General features: G+C 40.5%; 20 protein-coding genes. 6 read left to right on the top strand and 14 right to left on the bottom strand.

What is annotated here, in order from left to right; translation table 11 throughout:
- Positions 1 to 112: 112 nt before the first annotated feature.
- Entirely contained in the window at positions 113 to 1,570 is a 1,458-nt protein-coding gene (locus tag ACFSKL_RS18320) for a BamA/TamA family outer membrane protein (RefSeq protein ID WP_376888119.1), read from the bottom strand.
- Positions 1,571 to 1,634: 64 nt separating this feature from the next.
- Here ACFSKL_RS18320 and yidD point away from each other — a divergent pair, with 64 nt between their 5' ends.
- A complete protein-coding gene (gene yidD / locus ACFSKL_RS18315) occupies positions 1,635 to 1,871 on the top strand; it encodes a membrane protein insertion efficiency factor YidD (RefSeq protein WP_376888117.1) in 237 nt (78 codons plus the stop codon).
- 2 nt (positions 1,872 to 1,873) lie between these two features.
- Here the strand turns inward: yidD and ACFSKL_RS18310 are convergent, their stop codons facing one another.
- From ACFSKL_RS18310 to ACFSKL_RS18290, 5 genes are all read right to left on the bottom strand, one after another.
- Positions 1,874 to 2,977 (bottom strand): prolipoprotein diacylglyceryl transferase, encoded by a 1,104-nt coding sequence (locus ACFSKL_RS18310; protein ID WP_376888115.1) that lies wholly within the window; start codon positions 2,975 to 2,977, stop codon positions 1,874 to 1,876.
- Positions 2,978 to 3,097: 120 nt separating this feature from the next.
- The gene (gene nadE / locus ACFSKL_RS18305; protein ID WP_376888113.1) at positions 3,098 to 4,951 is read right to left on the bottom strand and encodes an NAD(+) synthase; all 1,854 of its coding nucleotides are present in this window, start codon (positions 4,949 to 4,951) and stop codon (positions 3,098 to 3,100) included.
- 44 nt (positions 4,952 to 4,995) lie between these two features.
- On the bottom strand, positions 4,996 to 5,736 hold the full coding sequence (gene rnc / locus ACFSKL_RS18300; RefSeq protein ID WP_376888110.1) for a ribonuclease III: 741 nt from the start codon (positions 5,734 to 5,736) through the stop codon (positions 4,996 to 4,998).
- Between the two features lie 2 nt (positions 5,737 to 5,738).
- Positions 5,739 to 6,992, bottom strand: a complete 1,254-nt coding sequence (fabF, locus tag ACFSKL_RS18295; protein WP_376888109.1) for a beta-ketoacyl-ACP synthase II — start codon at positions 6,990 to 6,992, stop codon at positions 5,739 to 5,741.
- Positions 6,993 to 7,014: 22 nt separating this feature from the next.
- Positions 7,015 to 7,251: an acyl carrier protein gene (locus tag ACFSKL_RS18290; RefSeq protein WP_008629501.1), complete on the bottom strand. Its 237-nt coding sequence runs from the start codon at positions 7,249 to 7,251 to the stop codon at positions 7,015 to 7,017.
- Between the two features lie 150 nt (positions 7,252 to 7,401).
- On the opposite strand from ACFSKL_RS18290, the gene ACFSKL_RS18285 reads away from it, so the two are divergent.
- Both ACFSKL_RS18285 and pyk read left to right on the top strand, forming a co-directional pair.
- Positions 7,402 to 7,830 (top strand): IPExxxVDY family protein, encoded by a 429-nt coding sequence (locus tag ACFSKL_RS18285; RefSeq protein ID WP_376888106.1) that lies wholly within the window; start codon positions 7,402 to 7,404, stop codon positions 7,828 to 7,830.
- 14 nt (positions 7,831 to 7,844) lie between these two features.
- Positions 7,845 to 9,275: a pyruvate kinase gene (pyk, locus tag ACFSKL_RS18280; RefSeq protein WP_376888103.1), complete on the top strand. Its 1,431-nt coding sequence runs from the start codon at positions 7,845 to 7,847 to the stop codon at positions 9,273 to 9,275.
- Between the two features lie 164 nt (positions 9,276 to 9,439).
- On the opposite strand, the gene ACFSKL_RS18275 is transcribed toward pyk, so the two are convergent.
- The 5 genes from ACFSKL_RS18275 to ACFSKL_RS18255 are packed head-to-tail and all read right to left on the bottom strand — an operon-like array spanning position 9,440 to position 13,182.
- The gene (locus tag ACFSKL_RS18275) at positions 9,440 to 11,005 is read right to left on the bottom strand and encodes an NFACT RNA binding domain-containing protein (protein WP_376888100.1); all 1,566 of its coding nucleotides are present in this window, start codon (positions 11,003 to 11,005) and stop codon (positions 9,440 to 9,442) included.
- A complete protein-coding gene (locus tag ACFSKL_RS18270) occupies positions 10,981 to 11,772 on the bottom strand; it encodes an MBL fold metallo-hydrolase (protein ID WP_376888098.1) in 792 nt (263 codons plus the stop codon). Before ACFSKL_RS18270 ends, ACFSKL_RS18275 begins: the two co-directional genes overlap by 25 nt.
- A complete protein-coding gene (locus ACFSKL_RS18265) occupies positions 11,769 to 12,044 on the bottom strand; it encodes a hypothetical protein (RefSeq protein ID WP_376888096.1) in 276 nt (91 codons plus the stop codon). Before ACFSKL_RS18265 ends, ACFSKL_RS18270 begins: the two co-directional genes overlap by 4 nt.
- Before the next feature lie 11 nt (positions 12,045 to 12,055).
- Positions 12,056 to 12,433: a response regulator gene (locus ACFSKL_RS18260; RefSeq protein WP_376888094.1), complete on the bottom strand. Its 378-nt coding sequence runs from the start codon at positions 12,431 to 12,433 to the stop codon at positions 12,056 to 12,058.
- The gene (locus ACFSKL_RS18255; protein ID WP_376888092.1) at positions 12,430 to 13,182 is read right to left on the bottom strand and encodes a response regulator; all 753 of its coding nucleotides are present in this window, start codon (positions 13,180 to 13,182) and stop codon (positions 12,430 to 12,432) included. Before ACFSKL_RS18255 ends, ACFSKL_RS18260 begins: the two co-directional genes overlap by 4 nt.
- Positions 13,183 to 13,236: 54 nt before the next feature.
- On the opposite strand from ACFSKL_RS18255, the gene miaA reads away from it, so the two are divergent.
- The gene (gene miaA / locus ACFSKL_RS18250) at positions 13,237 to 14,145 is read left to right on the top strand and encodes a tRNA (adenosine(37)-N6)-dimethylallyltransferase MiaA (protein WP_376888091.1); all 909 of its coding nucleotides are present in this window, start codon (positions 13,237 to 13,239) and stop codon (positions 14,143 to 14,145) included.
- Here the strand turns inward: miaA and ACFSKL_RS18245 are convergent.
- The 3 genes from ACFSKL_RS18245 to ACFSKL_RS18235 all read right to left on the bottom strand — a co-directional run bounded on the left by ACFSKL_RS18245 (position 14,133) and on the right by ACFSKL_RS18235 (position 15,954).
- Positions 14,133 to 14,489 carry a hypothetical protein gene (locus ACFSKL_RS18245; RefSeq protein ID WP_376888088.1) on the bottom strand — a complete coding sequence of 119 codons (357 nt, stop codon included), beginning with the start codon at positions 14,487 to 14,489 and terminating at the stop codon, positions 14,133 to 14,135. The genes miaA and ACFSKL_RS18245 overlap by 13 nt on opposite strands.
- 5 nt (positions 14,490 to 14,494) lie before the next feature.
- Positions 14,495 to 15,469, bottom strand: coding sequence for a 6-phosphofructokinase (gene pfkA, locus ACFSKL_RS18240; protein WP_376888087.1), 975 nt, complete (start codon positions 15,467 to 15,469; stop codon positions 14,495 to 14,497).
- A 140-nt stretch (positions 15,470 to 15,609) separates the two neighbouring features.
- Positions 15,610 to 15,954, bottom strand: a complete 345-nt coding sequence (locus tag ACFSKL_RS18235; RefSeq protein WP_376888085.1) for a single-stranded DNA-binding protein — start codon at positions 15,952 to 15,954, stop codon at positions 15,610 to 15,612.
- Positions 15,955 to 16,131: 177 nt separating this feature from the next.
- Here ACFSKL_RS18235 and ACFSKL_RS18230 point away from each other — a divergent pair, with 177 nt between their 5' ends.
- Together ACFSKL_RS18230 and ACFSKL_RS18225 are read left to right on the top strand one after the other, a co-directional pair.
- Entirely contained in the window at positions 16,132 to 17,415 is a 1,284-nt protein-coding gene (locus ACFSKL_RS18230) for a metal-dependent hydrolase family protein (RefSeq protein WP_376888082.1), read from the top strand.
- Between the two features lie 224 nt (positions 17,416 to 17,639).
- Complete coding sequence (locus ACFSKL_RS18225; protein WP_376888080.1) at positions 17,640 to 19,640, top strand: ATP-binding protein; 2,001 nt, start codon at positions 17,640 to 17,642, stop codon at positions 19,638 to 19,640.
- Positions 19,641 to 19,758: the final 118 nt, after the last annotated feature.

Genomic DNA, 19,758 nt, shown 5'->3' with positions numbered 1-19,758 from the left:
TTCGGAGTTCGAAATTCTAGATTGAAAAAAATGTCGAGTTCTAAATGTCGAACATCGAATGATGAAGTGAAGAAGAGAGACTCCAAGTTCATTCCAATACACATGATCTGGATTAAAAAGGTGCTTTGAAGTTGAAGAAAAAGTTACCTTCATTGTGGTTGTTCATGGAATATTCAAACCTAAATACTATGTCATAAAAAATCACCAAATCAAGCCCGGGGCCGTAGCCAAAAAGATGCGTGTTTGTCAACCGTTTGTTTTCGGGGATTTGATTTCTGTCATTGACAAAGCCATGGTCAAAGTTGGCACCCAGATAAAGTTTGATGGGGAAAGTCGAGAAACCTTCCAAAGGACTAAGGTTTGAGATGTCATATTCCAGGTCCAGGAATTTGAACCTGAAACTGTTTTTATGGACGGCCAGATGCTGGCCATCAATGACGTTGAGTTCGTATCCTCTGATAAAGTTGGGCGAATATCCAACCCCCCGAACCGAGGTGAAAGGCTGTCTTTTACCCATAAATGCATTTAAGGTAAGTCCGGTTGCAAAGTGTAAATTGTCATTGAACTTGATATACCTGTTTGCAGTGGCTGTGAACTCCCAATCTTTGAAGTCGTCGGAATTGAAAAGACCGTATTTTGTAATCCCGAAATTCAACAAAGCCCCATTGGTAGGGTAGGAGTTGTAGTTTCTTCTATCATGCCTGTAGATATATCCAGCTGAAAAATAGCTCAGATGGGTGTCGTCGTGCAGGAAGTAATTGGGGTTTTCGATCAGCACATCTTCATGGATCCGAACATTTGTATAGCCTAAAGTGACATAATGGAAATTATAGAAACTCCCTCTATAACTATATCTTAGGCTTGAGTTGAAGAGTCTTCTCATGACGTCTTCCTCTTCGTTGGTATAGAAGACCTGTCTGTTTTCTGCAGACCTGACTGCAATGGTTTTATTCGTCACGTATGAAAACTGTGTAGTCAATCCATGCTTTTGGTTTTTATCAATGTATGGAAAACTATACAACAGATCAAATGCCTGTGTAAATCCAAATTGTGCACTGACCCTCATTTTTTCATTTCTCCCACCCACATTGTTATGGTAGAATCTGGCACCGTAATTCACCCTTTTGAAACTACGGTTTTGATTAGTCCACCATTCGGAGAAATTCCTGTCAGCCAATTCAAAAATCACAGAAGGTATAAAATACCTCCTTTCATCTACGCTGATCAATATCTCGATTTGGTCTTCGCCTGTGATCAGCGGGGTGATCTCCACGCTGTTGAAAAGCTGCAGGTTGAAAATCTTTTTTTGATCGGCAGATATGATGGAAATCAGCTCATCCCAGTCATAAGTGACTCCTGTACTGAAATTCAATTCCCGAAGGATGATGTTTTTTCTTGTTTTTTGATTTCCGACTATAAAAATATTGTTGATTACTGCTTTATCTGGGATGTCCAAGCCCAAATGCTGTACCCCCAGAGAGTCGGTAGTCTGGGACAAGCTGATTTTTGGCAGTACCAAAATCATCATTATCAATACAAAGATGCTGAAGGTTTGATATTGCTGTCTCAATTTCTCTGTTCTAATTTTTGGATGAAGGAATTATTTGAAGCACGTCTATTGTTTAGTATTAAATATGATTATAAGAGACTTGAAAACTTTCATAAGAAAAATCGCTATTTTTCCCGTATTGATCTACCAATACCTGATCTCACCGCTTTTCCCAGCCACCTGTAGGTATACCCCTACTTGCAGTACCTACACGAAAGAAGCCATTCTCAAACATGGGGTTTTCAGAGGGGGATGGCTTGGGATCAAGCGGATTGCCAGCTGCCATCCTTGGGGCGGACACGGACATGACCCTGTTCCTTAAGATTACTCATCTGTAGGTTTCAATCCCCTTTTTGCCGCCAAATAAATCAGGACGATTCCCCCTATCACTAAGGGTATACTCAAGGTTTGCCCCATATTCAAGGCTAATCCCTCTTCAAACTCCACTTGGTTTTCTTTGAAATATTCCCATATAAACCTAGCTCCAAATACTGAAATCAGAAATAATCCAAGAAGTAAGCCATCTGGTAACCTGGACTTGTATTTGTTCCACAATACGAATAAAATGATGAAGATAAGGAGGTAGCTCAAAGATTCATAGATTTGTGTAGGATGCTTTGATTTTCCAAATGTTTTGATCGTAGCCAAATAATAACTGCCTTGATCCACCAATTCGAAGTTCAAGTCAGTATTCGGATCTTCTGCCAAATACTTTTGGGAGCTTCTGAAATTGTTGAATATGTATTTTACATCAGTTTCCAAAGTATTCCTTAATTGGGTTTCCTCATATCCCCCTTTTTCTATTGTTATGTCAAAGTTGACGGGTACAATCCCATTTCCTACCAGCTCACCATCTCTATCATCAGGTTTGTAGGCCTTCACTTCCATGATCGGAATCCTCAGGGTTTCGAGCGCTTCTTCAGTATCCCTGGCAAACACAAATCCACTGTCTGTGCCCGTATCTTTCCCACCAATTTCCGAATTCATCAAATTTCCCATCCTGATCAAAGCCCCAGTCATTGCCACTACGATAACAATTCTATCCACAACCCAAAGATATGATTGACCGGGTGTCTTTTTGGAATACATGTACAATGCAATCAGTATAGCTATAGCAGCCCCATGGCTTGCAAGTCCACCTTCCCAAACTTTGAGGATGTCAATGGGATTGCTGAGATATTTCTCCGGCTCGTAGAAAAGTACATGCCCCAGTCTCGCTCCGATGATAGTGGACAATACCATGTAGATGGTCAGCTTGTCCACCAACTGTTCGTTTTGACCTTCTTTCCTGAATATATAAACCATTACTTGTTGGGAAATGATAAAGCCTAGGGCAAACAGCAAGCTGTACCACCTTAACCTTTCAAAACCTGAAAAAACAGCCGGGTCTGGACTCCAAACAACGTAATTTAAAATACTTTCTATCATTTTAATTTTTTGTCAAATATGTCGATTATCAGTGATTTCACGACAAAAATTCCCAAAATTTATTTTCTGTTTTACAATGTCGGTCTAAATTGATTCTTGCTAGAGAGTTGAAGAAACATCTTAAATTTCAGCATTGTCAAGTGATTTGAGTTCCTCCTCGTATCCTCCTGATAAAATCGGAAACCTATACCAGGACTTAGGATCCACACTGAACTCATCCAAATGGAATGCAGGAGCCAACCGCTCTCTTTTCCACTGGTTTCTAGACCACAGTCTGAAAAACTTTTTGATATATGATTTCAACAGATCAACATCCAATTCCAGTTCTTCATTCAATATATAAAAGACGTCCAGTGGTGACCTTTTGTCCCGAATAGCCAACCTTTCTATTTCTACAATCACCGGGTATGGCATCAAATCCTGCTCATCAGTCTGGTGGTTTTCGTTTGGCCTAAGCTCTGCAGTAGGCTGCAATGCATTGACTTTGTGGAGGCTTGCATATTTCAATTCCACTTCAGCCCATTTGAGCCATTCGAGTATGAAAAATTTATCGACAGAGGCTATTGGAGAAATACTCCCGCTGGTATCTCCATCCATTGTGGTGTACCCAACATCCCCCTCGCTTCGATTGGAGGTGGTTAGGAGCAATGCATTCTCAATGTTGGCAAGCATCCAGATGATTGGAGATCGTGTCCTAGCTTGGATGTTTTGGAGTGCTATGTCGTCTTTTTCCCAAGTCAGCTTCCTGCCGATTGCTTTTTCGATTTTCTGGGTGTAGGATTTTACTTCTTCTGAGATTTCCCAATTGTAAAACTTCGCACCAATACTTTCTGCCAATGCTTTTGCACTATTGAAAGTGGCATAGGAGGAATTGTCGGAAGCTTGGTAGGCAGTAGTGAAAATCTCATGGACAATTTCTTTGACAGGATTGTCTGTTTGGGGTATCAGCATGATCCCCAACTTCTTCATAAAAGCAGGAAGTCCCAATTCAGATACGCCTCTTTTGACCATCTCGGCGACCAACACGGCAATACTTGAAGAATCAGCACCCCCACTTAGCGAAAGCACAAAACCTTTGCTGCGGCTCTTTCGCATGTAGTCAAACAGGCCCAGTGCCGCTGCCTGTGTAAACTCCTCGTTTTTATCGTGTATACTTGATACTTCAGGGTAATCTCCATTGTTTTTGTCGTATTCAAAAGTGGAAACCTGAAAGTCGGAAAAGGAAAGTAATTTGTTCTTGAATAACAGATTCCCATCCTTGGCCACAAGTGTCTCTCCGTCAAATATCATTCTGCCAGCTTCATTTCCCAAAAGATTGACATAGAAATATGTCACCCCCAATAGGGTAGAAGATTCTTTGACCAATTCTTCTCGGAGGAAACTTTTTCCCATGGCAAAGTGGCTTGCACTTGGGTTGAAGATAATGTCAACTTCCCTGTCCTTAAGTCTGTATCCTGGGCGCAAATCACCCCGCCACGCATCTTCACAGATTTCAAATCCATAACACACCCCATTTTTCCCAAAAACAAGATCTCCAAGGGGGATTTCTTGACCGGAAAAATCAAAAGATATTACTTCTCCAGCTTCCCAAGGTGTAAACCATCGAAATTCGTAATGAACTCCGTCGATAGCCATATATTGTTTCGCGACAAAACCTTTAAGATGCTCATTTTCAATGATGGCTACGCAATTATAGACTTTTTCCTGAATCCTTATCGGTAGCCCTACGGCTACGGTGATATCTTTACATAGGGGGATTAGCTTTCCCAATTGGGAGAGGGCTTTTTGTGGATACCAATAGCTCAAAAAAAGATCCTCGCTTCCATACCCGGTGATGGCCAATTCAGGAAAACAAAGTAAATCTACTTTTCCTTGTTGGGCCACTTGGATGGCATCGCTGATATTTTTGAAGTTTCCTTCCCAATCCAGTGGTGTTTGGTTGACAGATGCGCAGGCGATTTTTAATAGTGACATAAGCGTGGATCAGTTTTTAGAACACCAAATCAAAAGATAGTGTTCTAAATTGGGATGTTAAGTTTTTCGCAAGCATTTTTTGATGCTTCTTGTTCGGCTTTTTTCTTCGTTGGTCCTTTTCCTTCGGCAATGCTTTCGTTGCAGATCAGGATTTCCACCAAAAATTCCTTGAATCTTTGGTTTCCTGATACAGAAACCAATCTGAAGTCAATATCTCTGGCTTCTTTTTGGGACCATTCAATCAGTTTGCTTTTGAAATTGGTAGTCGTATTGATGATGTCATCTACATCAAAATGGATGATGATCCTCTTGAGAATGAATTTTTTGGTAAAAGCATATCCCCGATCCAGATATATAGCTCCGACCAATGCTTCCAATGTGTCTCCATATATGGATTTATGGGCATTGACATTCTTGCCTTTCATTTCCTCATTGATCAATTTGGAAAGGCCTATTTTGATCGCTATTTGGTTCAAAGCCTCCCTGTTGACAATCCGGGATCTTGTTTCGGTAAGGAATCCTTCATCCCTGTAGGGGAATTTGATGAATAAAAATTCGGCCACGATTGTCCCCAAGACCGCATCACCAAGGAATTCCAATCTTTCGTTTGAGATTTTCAGCCCGTTGATGCTTTCTTCGGCAGTCGAAGCATGCTTGATGGCAAGCTTGTATAGGGATAAATTAAAAGGCTTGCTGCCCACCATGTGTTTTATGGCAGCAGCAAGCCTTTTTTCATTTTTGTTATAAAGAAGTGCTTGTAATCTGAGTAAGCGTGATAGTCTCAAGGTTACTCATCGATTTTTTTGAAAATGATAGAACAGTTGTGTCCACCAAATCCAAAAGTATTACTTAAAGCAGCTCGAACTTCTCTTTTTTGAGCCTTATTGAATGTCAGGTTAAGCTTGCTGTCCAAGTTTTCATCATCAGTGAAGTGATTGATTGTTGGAGGTACAAGACCATTTTTGACAGATAGGATGGATGCAATTGCCTCAATTGCTCCTGCTGCACCTAGAAGGTGACCGGTCATAGACTTTGTACTGCTAATGTTGAGTTTGTATGCATGCTCACCAAAAACTTTTTGGATGGCTTTCACTTCGCTCACGTCTCCAAGAGGAGTAGAAGTACCATGTACATTGACATAGTCGATATCTTCAGGGGATAGCCCGGCATCTTCCAGCGCAAATCGCATAACATTTGCGGCACCTTCTCCATCAGGATGTGGTGCTGTTATGTGATGGGCGTCTGCAGTCATTCCGCCACCTACCAATTCAGCATAAATTTTGGCACCACGCGCTTTGGCGTGTTCGTATTCCTCAAGGATGATTGCTCCTGCTCCTTCGCCCAAGACAAAACCATCTCTGTCTTTGTCAAATGGCCTGGATGCTGTTTTAGGATCATCGTTTCTTTGGGAAAGTGCCTTCATGGCATTAAAACCACCTATTCCAGCTTCCGTTACTGCCGCTTCCGAACCACCGGATATGAATATATCCGCTTTGCCCAATCTGATGTAATTGAATGCATCGATCAAGGCATTGGTGCCTGAAGCGCAAGCTGAGACCGTGACAAAGTTGGGTCCCTTGAAACCATACTTGATGGAAAGGAATCCCGCACTGATGTCGGCGATCATTTTAGGAATGAAAAAGGGGTTGAATCTCGGTGTGCCATCACCATTGGCGAAATCAACTACTTCATCTTGAAATGTTTTGAGACCACCAATACCTGAACCCCAAATAACACCAGCCCTGAGTAAATTGATTTTTTCAAGATCTAATCCGGAATCTTTCATGGCCTCATCCACAGCAATCATTGCATACTGTGTAAATGGATCCATTTTTCTAGCTTCTTTTCTGTCGATAAAATCCTCCACGTTGAGGTTTTTGACCTCACAGGCGAACTGTGTCTTGAAAAGGGAAGCATCGAACCTAGTAATAGGCGCAGCACCGCTCACACCATTACCAAGACCCTCCCAAAATTCTGGGACGGTATTACCTATTGGTGTAAGGGCACCTAGACCTGTTACTACAACTCTTCTTAAATTCATAAATGAATTTTAAGTGATTATCTTATTTAACGTTTGCTTCCAGATAGCTGATAGCTTGACCTACTGTACCGATTTGTTCGGCTTGGTCATCTGGAATAGAAATATTGAATTCCTTTTCGAATTCCATGATGAGCTCTACTGTATCCAGAGAGTCAGCACCTAGATCATTGGTGAAGCTAGCCTCAGGAGTAACTTCAGATTCTTCCACGCCTAACTTATCAACGATAATGGCTTTTACTTTTTGTGCAATTTCAGACATTTTGTGATCAGTTTATATTAAAACACTTCGCAAAGAAATATATTTAAAACCTTAATGCCAAAAAAAACGGGCAACTAAATTCAAGATATTCTCTAACTACATTGAAGTTGAAGGATTATTTTTAACTTTGTTCTTCAAAATTCTTCCTCAATGAAGAAAACAAAATTACTCGTAGAGCACCAGTATGAATTCGAACTTTTAGGCTTTGTTGCCCCAATTAAAGACTATAAAATGGCTTGGGTGGTAAACAATTGTCTGAATATTAATTTGGTCAAGACGAAGGATTTTGAGCTCCAATTCCTCGATGATTCCGAGTTGAAAATTTCTCAATATATTCTTGAAAAAGATCATGGATATATTCAGCTTTTGAAAAACCGATCGTTTAGCGCCAATGGCAATGCACTTCATCTAATCCCTGAACTGAAAATCATGGATTACTTTATGCTCGTGCAAGACCTTACCTTCGATTTGAATATTAATGCTTATATTGAGCGACTTTCCAAGAGTAGTTTCATCCAAAACGTAGTGAAATTGGACGTGTCTAAAATTAAATCAAAAGAAAACCTGTTAACCTATTAAAACAAAAATTACCCATGAGTGTACCTTTCTTTAATAAAACAAAGATATTGGCTACAGTAGGTCCTGCCTCTAACAACGAAGAGACTTTGCTTAACCTATCAAAAGCTGGAGCGAATGTCTTTCGTTTGAATTTTTCACACGGAAACCATGAAGGGCATGCCAAAGTCGTTGGTATGATCCGTAAAATCAACAAGGACAACAACCTTTCTATCGGGATACTGCAAGATCTGCAAGGTCCCAAAATCAGGGTTGGTGAAGTGGAAAACAATGGGGTAGAGATCATCCCCGGAAATCCGATTACAATTACAAATGACCCGGTAATAGGGACTGCTGCTTTGGTTAGTACCGTGTACCAAAACCTTCCCAATGATGTGGTACCTGGTGACAGGATATTGATTGATGATGGCAACTTGGAGTTGGTGGTCAATAGTTCAGATGGGAAAAACGTGAACTGTACCGTCATACATGGTGGTATCCTCAAGTCAAGAAAAGGAATCAACCTTCCCAATACAAAAGTGTCGGCACCTTCCCTTACCGAAAAAGATCTGGAAGATCTGGAGTTTGGCCTTGCCAATGAAGTGGATTGGATAGCCTTGTCTTTTGTGAGATCTGCCGAAGATATCTATGATCTTAGAAGAAGAATCGAAAAAGCCGGTAAGGTTTGTAAAATAGTAGCCAAAATAGAAAAGCCGGAAGCGCTTGACAATATTGATGAAATCATCGAAGCGACAGATGCTATTATGGTAGCTAGAGGGGATCTCGGTGTAGAAGTCCCTATGCAAATGGTACCTCTTTGGCAAAAAAGAATGGTGGAAAAATGTAAGTTGGCTTGTAAGCCTGTCATCATTGCCACACAAATGCTGGAGAGCATGATCGTCAATCCACGCCCTACCAGGGCAGAGACCAATGATGTGGCTACAGCCGTATTGGATGGTGCTGATGCAGTGATGCTTTCTGCTGAGACGGCTTCTGGTAATTTCCCTGTGTTTGCAGTGAAAGCCATGACATCCATTATTACCTACATTGAGGAAAATGCAGACGTCTACCATAACCTTTACAAAATCCCGGAAGATGACAAGACCTTCTATTCCAACAACCTCATTCTGATGGCAGCAAGACTGTCCAGAAATGTCAGTGCCAAAGCCATCGTTGGGATTACATCCTCGGGTTTCACAGGATTCAGGATCGCTTCCCACAGGCCTTCTGCCAACATCTTTGTCTTTACCAGGAATATCCCTTTGCTGACACAGCTAAGCTTGGTCTGGGGAGTGAGGGCTTACCACTATGAAAGCAATGTATCTACGGATGCGACTTTTACAGATATAGAAAATCAGCTAAAATCTGATGGACATGTGAAAGAGGGGGATGTGATCATCAATACTGCCAGCATGCCTCTAAAGGCAAAAGGAAAAACAAACATGTTGAAAATCCATGTTGTTGAATAATGTTGCTGGTAGGGGATGATTGATGAAATATCAAAATCAATCCCCCTGTTAGTCTATAGATGTATAATTGTTCGGATTGCCTCTTTCTTTACTTCAAGTAGATAATGCACCGAGCAGTAGAAAATAAAGAAAGCTACCTGAATTTTCGGGTAGCTTTTTTGTTGTCAGTTTTCTTGGGGACCAATTGGGGAAACCATCAGAACACTCTCTTTGTCCACCATCACAGCACCAGCTGCTGCTCCTTTAACCTTTCTCACATATTTCACCGGAGTGTAGATGACTGGAGCCAATGTTTCGTTTTTGTTTTTGGAATAATATGCCGCCAGCTCGGCCGCCCTTTCGACCACGGTTTTTGGAAACTTCATTCCGGATTTGAATTTGATGATCACGTGGGATCCCGATACATCCTTGGCATGGAGCCAAAGGTCTTCTTTCCATGCAAAATGACGCAACATTTCATCATTTGATTTGGCTGATTTCCCAACCAATACTTCGAATCCACCCACTTCAAATCTTTTATAAGGAACTTGATCCTGCTTTTCTTTTTCCTTGGATATCAGGTTGTTGGTTTTTACGAATGTTTTCAAATTCCGAAAATGCGTGATTTCCCTGATTTCAACCAGTAGATTTTCTGCCTTCTCCAACAATTCTTCCTTGTCTGCGATGTTTTGGTAGATCTGGTCGATTTCAATCTTCCTGTTTTTGGATTTTCTATAGAGGTTTTCGGCAACCATCTGTGGGCTTAGGCCTCTTTTAAGCTTGATTGTTTGGTCTTGTTGGGTGTAGAAGTTGAAAAGATTGACTTCCTCGGCATTTTTGTCAATCTGGTGGAGATTGGCCATAATGATATCGGCAAGCTGGGCGGGAGAGACCTCATCCTCCAGTAGGCTTAACTTTTCTTTCGACTTTAGAATATAGGAATTTGATTTTTTCTTCTGGTCTTCGAATATCTTTATCCAATGCTGTTTTTCTTTTTCAAAAGCTTGGACTACTACCAAGTACCTAAAAAGCTCATTGGTAGCCTCAATGGGCTCACTGGATACATACTTTGCATTTTCTTCTGGGAGAAGGCTCAGAAAGTGTTCTTTCCCATGTTGGATGATCGAAAACAATGGTGTGTCCAGCATATCCAAAAGGGTCGTCATCAACTGCCATTTTTCCTCCAGATTGGTTTCGATATAACCGTTTTTCTTCAGCCATTCCCTTGGGATCTTCCCCAGGGTAGGCAAGAACTTAGAGGCGTTTCCTTCCAAGCTTAGGAAATGTTCTTTGTCCAAATCCAGTTCTTTTGCAAGATCCCCAATCTGTATTTGCCAATCATCCTTCAGTTCATTTCTGAAAAGTTTGTATGGCAAAACCCCATCAGCCTTGTAAAACAACAAATTGCTCCTTGTACCGTGAAGTTTGAAGAGTATTTTGTCCCCGTTATTGAGCGTTAGGACAAAAGCCCTTTCGAATTGGACAACCTCAATTTTTGTGATTTGCAGGCCAATCAATTCAGGGAAAAGACTGACGGTATTTTTTTTACCCCTTTTGAAATCTTCGGGAAATGCGAGGCATGAAACCGTAGGCAATAAATTAGCCCTGATATAGAGGTCTTTGGAGTTTTTTGTACAGCCGATGATCAGTTCATCTTTGTTTTGGGAAAAAATCTCGACTATCTCTGCTCCGGAAAAGTTGTTTTCAAGTGCTGGACAAAGGTATTTTAGGAAGTGGTAATTGAGGTGCATGATGCAATATCTATTTTCAATCCATCAAAAGCTAATTTGATGTGTTCAGGTAATTTTGCCTCTACTTCTGCATGTGTGCCAAGTTTGTGGCTGATGTGTGTGAAATACGCCTTTTCTGGTTGGATCTTTTCGACCATTTGTATTGCTTCATCCAGGGTGAAGTGGGAGATGTGGTGGTTGAGTTGAAGGGCGTTCAGCACGAGTATCTTTGTGCCTTTGATTTTTTCCAATTCTTCATCCGAAATGGTCTTGGCATCTGTAATATAAGTAAAGTCTCCGATCCTAAATCCCAATACAGGAAGGCGATAGTGCATCACTTCGATTGGGGAAAACAGTACTCCTTCGACTTCGAAATCATGTTCTTTGCTGATCTTGTGCATGACCACCTGAGGCACTCCAGGGTACTTCACTTTTTCAAAAATGTAGGAAAACTCCCTTTTTATTTGGTTCAATACTTTTTCCGTCCCGAAGATAGGCATGTCCTTTTGGTGCATGAAATTGAACGGGCGGATATCATCCAGTCCGGCAGTATGGTCCTTGTGCTCATGGGTATAGACCACTGCATCAAGGGAACTGATTTTTTCCCTGAGCATTTGTGCCCTAAAATCCGGACCAGTATCGATTACTATGCTTTTGCCCTGTACTTCGAGATGGATCGCACTTCGAAGCCTTTTGTCACGGAAATCCAATGAAGTACATACTGTACAATTACAACCAATTACCGGTACTCCCTGTGATGTTCCTGTTCCTAAAAATGTAACTATCAAAGTTTTAGTTGGGTTTGTTGTAATTCACCCAAGAATTCTTGGTTTTTCTTATCTGCGAAGTCTTTGGGATTAAAATTAAGTTCTTTAATGATATCTATCAAAGTATTGATTTTGCCTTCGATGGTATAGTATTTATTGATGATAACGACTTTGTTTTCCTTGAGGATACAATAACCCGACTTGAAGCTCCCTTTTTCATACCTTAATATGAATTCGGAAGAAGCGAAAAGGTTTTCGAGCTTGTCAAGGAAATTTTTGGTGTACTTGATCATCTTCTATCTGACTATGCCAAATGCTTTTTGACTGTGGCAAGAAGATGGTCATAATCCAATGGTTTTAGGATATAATCGTTCATTCCTGCTTTTTTGAAATCATCGAGGGTGTAGTTTTTGTAATTTCCCGTAATGGCAATGATGGGGATGTTTGCTTTCTTCGGGTCTGCCAAGGCCCTGACAGCTTTGGTACATTCTATGCCATCCATAATCGGCATGTTGATATCCATCAAGATCAGATCGAAATCTTCACTGGCCAATTTGTCCAATAGTTGTTTGCCATTCTTCACTGCTGTAATATGGTAATTCTCAAACATCAATACGTTTTTGGTTAGATTGATGATTACGGAACTATCTTCCGCTACCAGTACTTTTTTATTTTCCATCATGGATTCAAAGTTTGAATGGTTTGTATATGTCTTTTAAATGAGACTAAATTTTCTTTTAAAATTAGATAATCTTTTAAAGTATTCTCAAAAATCTCATTTTTTATGTCTTTTTCAAACTCTTTTGACGAATTAAAAATTTTTAATGCGCCTAAAGTTCCAGAATTACCCTTTATAATATGTAATTTGTCTCCTATTTTATGTAATTCATCACGTTCAATGAGCTCTTTTATTTCCGAAATCAAAACTTCCGACTCTTCAATAAATTCATCATAAACAATCCTGATGTTTTCTATGGAATTGTATTTTAGGAGCTGGTTCAATGATTTTAGATCCAGGTCGAGGTTTTCAAAATCCCGGTTTTTCTCTTTGGGATAATCATTGGATTGCTTTCCTATATGATAGGATATTGTTTCCAAAAACAATTTTGGCTTGATGGGTTTGGAAATAAAGTCAATAAAACCTGTGGAAAGGAAAAAATCCCGGTCGCTTTGGTCTGCATAGGCAGAAATCGCAATGATGGGTGAGTCTGTGAGCTGTTCGTTCTTTATTTTTTTCAAAGCAGAGATACCATCCATCACATGCATTTGTATATCCATAAGGATCAAGTCAAAATGTTCTTTTGCTAATTTGTCAATTGCGATTTTTCCGTTTTCCGCAGTATCATACTCGTACAATTGGCCGATGATATTCTCAAAGACCCTTCTGTTGAGAGCATTATCGTCAACTATTAGAACCTTTTTGCTTTTCATCTTCAAATATTGGTAATTTTGATCTCAAATTGGAATAAATAAACGCTAGGTTTTGTGGAATTAAAGAAATATTTAATACTTGTAGTTGGGCCAACGGGAGTAGGAAAGACAGAATTATGCCTCAATTTAGCCAAAATATTTGATACGGAAATAATTTCATGTGATAGTCGCCAATTTTTTAGGGAAACAAATCTTGGGACAGCAAAACCAAGCCCCTCAGAGCTAGCACAAGTAAAGCATCACTTTATCAATAATTTGTCTATCCATGATGGATATGATGTCAAAGCTTTTGAGAGAGATGCGATGGTTCTATTGGCACAGTTGTTCAAAAACCATGACAAAATCATCATGACGGGAGGTTCGGGCTTGTATGTGGATGCCATTTGCAATGGCTTCGATGATATACCAGAGATAGACCCATCTGTAAGGAAGCTGATCATTGAGCAGTATGAAAAAGAAGGAATTGTTTTTTTGCAAACGGAAGTAGAAGAACATGATCCGGTTTATTATGGAGTGGTGGATCGTCAAAACCCACAGCGGTTGATGCGTGCCTTGGAAGTGATCCGTGGAACCGGAAGGGCTTATAGTAGCTTTAGGAATAAGAAAAAAACAAAAAGACCTTTCGAAATCATCAAGATAGGATTGGAATTGGATCGGGAGGAACTGTATGGGAGGATCGACTTAAGAATGGATATGATGATAGATGCAGGGCTTTTTGAGGAAGCCGAGACACTGTATCCGTATAGAAAATTGAACGCGCTACAGACGGTAGGGTATACAGAGATATTTGGGTATTTGGATGGAGACTATGATAGAGATGAAGCTGTCAGGCTTCTGAAAAGAAATTCAAGAAGGTATGCAAAAAGACAATTGACATGGTTTAGGAGGGATACGGAAATCGAATGGTTTGATCCCAAACAGCAAGAGGATATTTACCAATTTATAAAAAATCAAATAGGTTGAATGTTGAAGATTCTTACCACGAAGCTGTAAGGTTTTTTGCTGATAAGGTTGTTGAAATGTATTCGGATCAGCTTAGCCTCCTGAAGAGGTCTTTTGATCTCTGTGTTATAAAGTCCGAGCTGGTCATCTCTTAGCTCGGACTTTATTGTTTTGTAAGTAGATTGGATCTTTTCGAAATTTGGGGTTGCTTCCAGTATCTCAGGATTTATTTTTGCCATACCACTCCAAGTCTCCTTGCAGCGAATTTCAAACTGCTTCTTTTTTGATTGTAGAGATTGATAGACAACCATTAAGAATAGCATAATGGCTCCACTGAGTGTAAGGATGATTGGAATAAACCCCATGTTGGTTAGATACTTAGTATTTCGATTAATTTCAGGTGGTCACCTTTGAGTGGCTTGGTTTTTCCGATACAATCTTCAAATGAAGTGTAGGTAACATCCCCATTGACCACACCTGCCATGCAATTGGATTCCCCATTGATCAATCCCTCGACCGCAGCCATGCCGCATCTGGAAGCCAATACGCGATCACGGGCAGTTGGGTTTCCACCCCTTTGGATATGTCCCAGTGTGGTGACTTTGAATTCCTTATCTTCGTCATTGACCTTGTCCTTTACTTTGTCCATAATCAACTCGGCATTCCCTTCTTCATCACCTTCGGCGACTACGATGATGCTGGAGGATTTTGATTTTCTGAGGTTTTTTAGGGACTTGACTACTTTTTTGAGGTCGGTTTCGGTCTCTGGTACCATGACGAATTCTGCCCCTCCACCAATGCCGCACTCCACTGCAATGTACCCACTATCTCTTCCCATCACTTCTACAAAAAAGATCCTGTCATGGGCTGCCGCCGTGTCTCTGATCTTGTCTATGGCCTCCAAGGCAGTATTCACCGCCGTGTCAAACCCAATCGTATAGTCTGTCCCATAGATGTCATTGTCGATTGTTCCGGGACATCCAATCGTAGGGATGCCAAATTCTTCGAAGAAGATCTTTGCTCCAGTGAAAGTACCATCTCCACCGATAGCTACAATCCCTTCTATCCCAAAGGATTTCAATTGGTCATATGCTTTTTGTCGGCCTTCTTTCGTTCTGAAGCTCTCGCTTCTGGCTGATTTCAGAATAGTCCCACCTCTTTGGATGATGTTGCTCACCGAATGGGACTGCATGCGCTTGATGTTGCCATTGATCATGCCATCATATCCATAGGTGATTCCATATACTTCGATTCCGCGAAAAATAGCCGTACGGACTACAGCTCTTATACACGCGTTCATTCCGGGTGCATCACCCCCCGAAGTAAAAACCGCAATTTTTTTCATATCTGTTAATAGGTTTTTCGAGTTCCAAAAATACTCATTATTGCATGTCTTTGTTATGATTGGCGCAAAAGTTTTGTCATAATAAAAAAAATAGGGACTGCCTTATATTTGATGAGAGCAGTCCCTATATAAAATCTGTTTCATGAATTTGGCTTATCTCCAAGTAGCAGGACTTCATCTGCGATTACTTCAGTGATGTACTTTTTATTTCCTTCTTTGTCTTCATAGCTTCTGCTACTGAGCTTGCCTACAATTCCAATTTCTGAGCCCTTGTCAGTGTATTTTTCCAGGGTTGAGGCTACTTTATCCCATGCAACGACGTTGTGCCAGATAGTTTCTTCCACTTTTTCCCCTTTGGCATTGCGGTATTTTTCGTTGGTTGCCAGTCTGATATTGGCTTTTACCTTCCCGCTGTCAAATTGATTGATCTCTGCTTTGGCCCCCAATCTCCCGATCAGTTGGACCCGATTTTTGATTCCACTCATATCTTTTAAAATTTGGTTAGAAAATAAAAATGAAAATTGCCCATTTGATTAATTCATGGTATTTCCAGTCCAATATACTTGGTTATTGATTTTATTTTTGATCCTAAACGTTTATACACGATAATGTTGATATTTTTTTGTTAGATTCCAGTTGCAACCAAATTATACCAATTCAATATGAAGAGATACTTATATTTTACAATGGTGTTAGCCTTTGTTACACAAGGTGCTTTTGCTCAGAAGTCGTACATACAGGCAGGTCGCTTGGTGGATGTCAATACTAATAAGATGCTATTGGAGAAAACTATTATTGTGGAGGACAATTTGATAGTGGATATAAAAGATGGTTTTGTTACTGGGGGTGCTGAAGATGTTTTGATAGATCTCCGGGGTAGAACAGTCATGCCAGGGTTGATGGACATGCACGTTCATCTCGAAAATGAAACAGGTCCCCGTAGATATTTGGATAGGTTCGTGGAAAATGAAGCTGATATTGCTTTCAATTCAAGCATTTTTGCCAAAACTACCTTGATGGCTGGATTTACCACAGTCAGGGATTTGGGTGGCTCGGGGGTAAATATATCATTGAGAAATGCGATCAATGCCGGAAAGGTGGATGGACCTAGAGTCATCACATCGGGAAAATCAATAGCCCCTACTGGTGGCCATGCAGATCCTACCAATGGAATGAAGCGCGACTTGATGGGAGATCCGGGACCAGAAGTGGGTGTGATCAATGGGGTAGCAGATGCGAGGAAGGCTGTTCGTCAGCAGGTCAAAAATGGTTCAGACGTCATCAAAATCACCGCAACAGGTGGGGTTCTGAGTGTAGCAAGGGATGGGAATGCACCTCAATTCCAGCAGGATGAGATCAATGCAGTGATTGAGACTGCGACTGATTTTGGGATTCATGTTGCAGCTCATGCGCACGGTGATGAGGGAATGAAAAGAGCCATCACCGGAGGGATTCATTCTATAGAACATGGTACCTATATGTCCGAGGAGACAATGGAAATGATGATCCGATCCGGGACATGGTATGTGCCAACGATCACAGCAGGATTGTCTGTGGCAGAATATGCCAAAATCCCGGGCTACTACCCCGCACCCGTCAAAGCAAAAGCGGAAACAATTGGGCCACTGATTCAGGAGACATTTGGCAGGGCGTATAAAAAGGGAGTTAAAATAGCCTTTGGGACAGATGCAGGGGTATTCCCCCACGGGGAAAATTACAGGGAATTTATCTACATGACAGAGATGGGTATGTCCAACTTGGAAGCAATCCAGACAGCAACATTGAGAGCGGCTGAGCTGCTTGGTATGGAAGATAAGATCGGTACGATTGAAAAGGGCAAATTCGCTGATATTGTAGCTGTGGATGGTGATCCGGAGAAGGATATCAATGCCATGAAGGATGTGGTTTTTGTGATGAAAGAGGGGAAGGTTTATAAAATGGATTGACAGTAAGAAGATAATAAAAATAATATGTGAGTATCCGCTTTCTTGCCACAAGCCGTATTAAAAATTTCCAGTAATGGATTTATCCTATCTGTTGACAATTGCCAGTTGTCATTATAAATAATTAAAGTAATATTTTCTGAATAGCAAAAATACTATTAATTTAAATCGTTGTTAAGACGTTTATTATGAGGTGCTTTGTAAAGCTATTGGTTGAAATTTCTATTTTGATACTTACGCTGGTTTCTACCTCTGCTATTGCTATTGCCCAAAGCCCTCTAATAGACAGTTTGCAGCATGTCATTTCCCAAAACAAAAGAGACACACTTCATGCAAAAGCCCTATTCAATATGGGGGTGACTCTAGAGAGATCTGATATCAAGCGTTCCATAGCTACCTATCAGGCAGTTTTTGAACTGGGAAATAATCCCACGATAGAAAAATATAAAGCTTTGGCAGCAGTAAGATTGGGAGGGAATTATTCAGCTACAGGAGAATTGGATAGCGTTGATTTTTATTTTGGATTGGCAAAAAATTTTCTAGATACACATCCTGATGATCAAAATACAGCTTATAGCTATTTTAATGGTTTGGGGATTCATTATGGGAGAATAGGTGAATATCCAGAAGCATTGGACAACTATAAAAAGGCTGTAGATCTTGATCATCAAGTTATTGGGCAGGATAATGTCGCAGGGCTTTTTTTGAATCTGGCTAAAGTTTATGGGCAATTGGATGATCGGAAATCTAAAGTTGACGCCATTTATAAAGCCTTGGAAATCTTTGAAAAGACCCAGAATAAGACGGGTTTGGCTTTTGTGTACAATGCTTTGGGTACTGTATATTATGACTTGAAACAATATGATGAATCGGAGATTAATCTAATAAAATCCATGGGGTACAGAAAGTCTTTAGGTGATAAAAGGGGAGAGTCTTTAGTCATGGGCAATCTCGCCAATATTTACATGGATAGAGGAAAGCATCAATTGGCAAAGGAATACTTTACCCTTGCTATGGAAATCCAAGAAAGTCTTGGCCTAAAAGAAATGGTAGGGATTCAGCTGATCAATTTGGGTAAGAATTATGAGAAAATGGGAGAATACACCTCAGCTTTGCAACACTTTCAAAAAGCCCAAAAGATATTGGGCGAAGCAGGAATCAAAAACCATGATGCCATTATATTGGCAGATATGGGAAAGGTTCAGCTGCTTTTGGCTCAGGAAAAAGAAGCTTACCAAAGCCTTATGGCTGCAGCCCAATCCGCTACAGATCAAAAAAATCATAGCAGTTCGATAGCAGCCTACAAAAACCTCAAGGAGTACTATCAGGATCAGGGCAAATTCCAAGAGGCATTAGAGGCTCAGTCAAAAGAGTATGCCCACAGGGATTCAGTTGGGATTCAAGGTTTGCAGGCTCAGCTAAAAGAGTTGGAAGCCAGGTATTCCTTGGATATCAAAGAAAACGAAATCACATTGCTCAAAGCAGAAAAAGAACTGAGTAGAGTAGACTTGGAAAGGAGAAAAATCAATCAGCAGCTGATCCTTGCGATTTTTATATTTCTGATTTTGCTGGCAGTGGTTTTGGTTAATAAATACAGAATTGTAGGGCGAACCAAGAGACTTTTGGAAGTAGAAAAACTCCGAAACTCCTTGGCCAGAGATTTACATGATGACCTGGGTAGCACCTTATCCAGTATTCATATCCTTTCTCAAATGGCTCTGAAAAAAGAAGATTCAGCAAGTGGTAAATTATACTCCAAAATCAATATCCAAACAGCATCTATGATGGACAAACTCAGCGATATCGTGTGGTCCATCCATCCAAACAACGACAGTTTCGAGCAATTGTTGAGCAAAATGCAGGAGTTTGCAGGGGAGATTTTGGAGTCTAAAGATATTACTTATTCATTTGAAGTAGCTGAAGGCGCCTCAGATATCAAGTTGGATTTGGAAAAGAAGAGAAACGTCTTTTTGATTTTTAAAGAAGCAGTCAACAATGCCGCCAAATATGCAGAAAGCAAGCATCTTCAAATCAGGCTTGAAGTGGAAAACGGTGCATTGTCATTGTTGATCAGGGATGATGGGAAAGGGTTTGATATGGATACTATCAAGAAAGGTAACGGTCTATTCAATATGTACCAAAGAGCAGAGATGATAGGTGGAAACATGGTGATTCAAAGCTTTCCCCAATCAGGAACATTAATTCAGTTGAGGATGCCTATCACATGATTGGGGGATTTTTAAATTGACTGGTATTTGGGAGATTTATATAATGAAATGTGATTATCCGCTACTTTGCGAGTAAGGGAATAAACAGGGCATACTGTTGCGGATAATCGTCAACAGA

Source organism: Belliella marina (assembly GCF_042682445.1).
Classification (GTDB): domain Bacteria; phylum Bacteroidota; class Bacteroidia; order Cytophagales; family Cyclobacteriaceae; genus Belliella; species Belliella marina.
The sequence above is the reverse complement of the archived record's forward strand: the minus strand, read 5'-3'. Positions and strand labels throughout refer to the sequence as shown.

Bases quoted from the DNA above. Each gene is read 5' to 3' on its own strand.
- yidD (WP_376888117.1), top strand. From the start codon at position 1,635: ATGATTATAAGAGACTTGAAAACTTTCATAAGAAAAATCGCTATTTTT.
- ACFSKL_RS18310 (WP_376888115.1), bottom strand. From the start codon at position 2,977: ATGATAGAAAGTATTTTAAATTACGTTGTTTGGAGTCCAGACCCGGCT.
- nadE (WP_376888113.1), bottom strand. From the start codon at position 4,951: ATGTCACTATTAAAAATCGCCTGCGCATCTGTCAACCAAACACCACTG.
- fabF (WP_376888109.1), bottom strand. From the start codon at position 6,992: ATGAATTTAAGAAGAGTTGTAGTAACAGGTCTAGGTGCCCTTACACCA.
- ACFSKL_RS18290 (WP_008629501.1), bottom strand. From the start codon at position 7,251: ATGTCTGAAATTGCACAAAAAGTAAAAGCCATTATCGTTGATAAGTTA.
- ACFSKL_RS18285 (WP_376888106.1), top strand. From the start codon at position 7,402: ATGAAGAAAACAAAATTACTCGTAGAGCACCAGTATGAATTCGAACTT.
- pyk (WP_376888103.1), top strand. From the start codon at position 7,845: ATGAGTGTACCTTTCTTTAATAAAACAAAGATATTGGCTACAGTAGGT.
- ACFSKL_RS18275 (WP_376888100.1), bottom strand. From the start codon at position 11,005: ATGCACCTCAATTACCACTTCCTAAAATACCTTTGTCCAGCACTTGAA.
- ACFSKL_RS18265 (WP_376888096.1), bottom strand. From the start codon at position 12,044: ATGATCAAGTACACCAAAAATTTCCTTGACAAGCTCGAAAACCTTTTC.
- ACFSKL_RS18260 (WP_376888094.1), bottom strand. From the start codon at position 12,433: ATGATGGAAAATAAAAAAGTACTGGTAGCGGAAGATAGTTCCGTAATC.
- ACFSKL_RS18255 (WP_376888092.1), bottom strand. From the start codon at position 13,182: ATGAAAAGCAAAAAGGTTCTAATAGTTGACGATAATGCTCTCAACAGA.
- ACFSKL_RS18245 (WP_376888088.1), bottom strand. From the start codon at position 14,489: ATGGGGTTTATTCCAATCATCCTTACACTCAGTGGAGCCATTATGCTA.
- pfkA (WP_376888087.1), bottom strand. From the start codon at position 15,469: ATGAAAAAAATTGCGGTTTTTACTTCGGGGGGTGATGCACCCGGAATG.
- ACFSKL_RS18235 (WP_376888085.1), bottom strand. From the start codon at position 15,954: ATGAGTGGAATCAAAAATCGGGTCCAACTGATCGGGAGATTGGGGGCC.
- ACFSKL_RS18230 (WP_376888082.1), top strand. From the start codon at position 16,132: ATGAAGAGATACTTATATTTTACAATGGTGTTAGCCTTTGTTACACAA.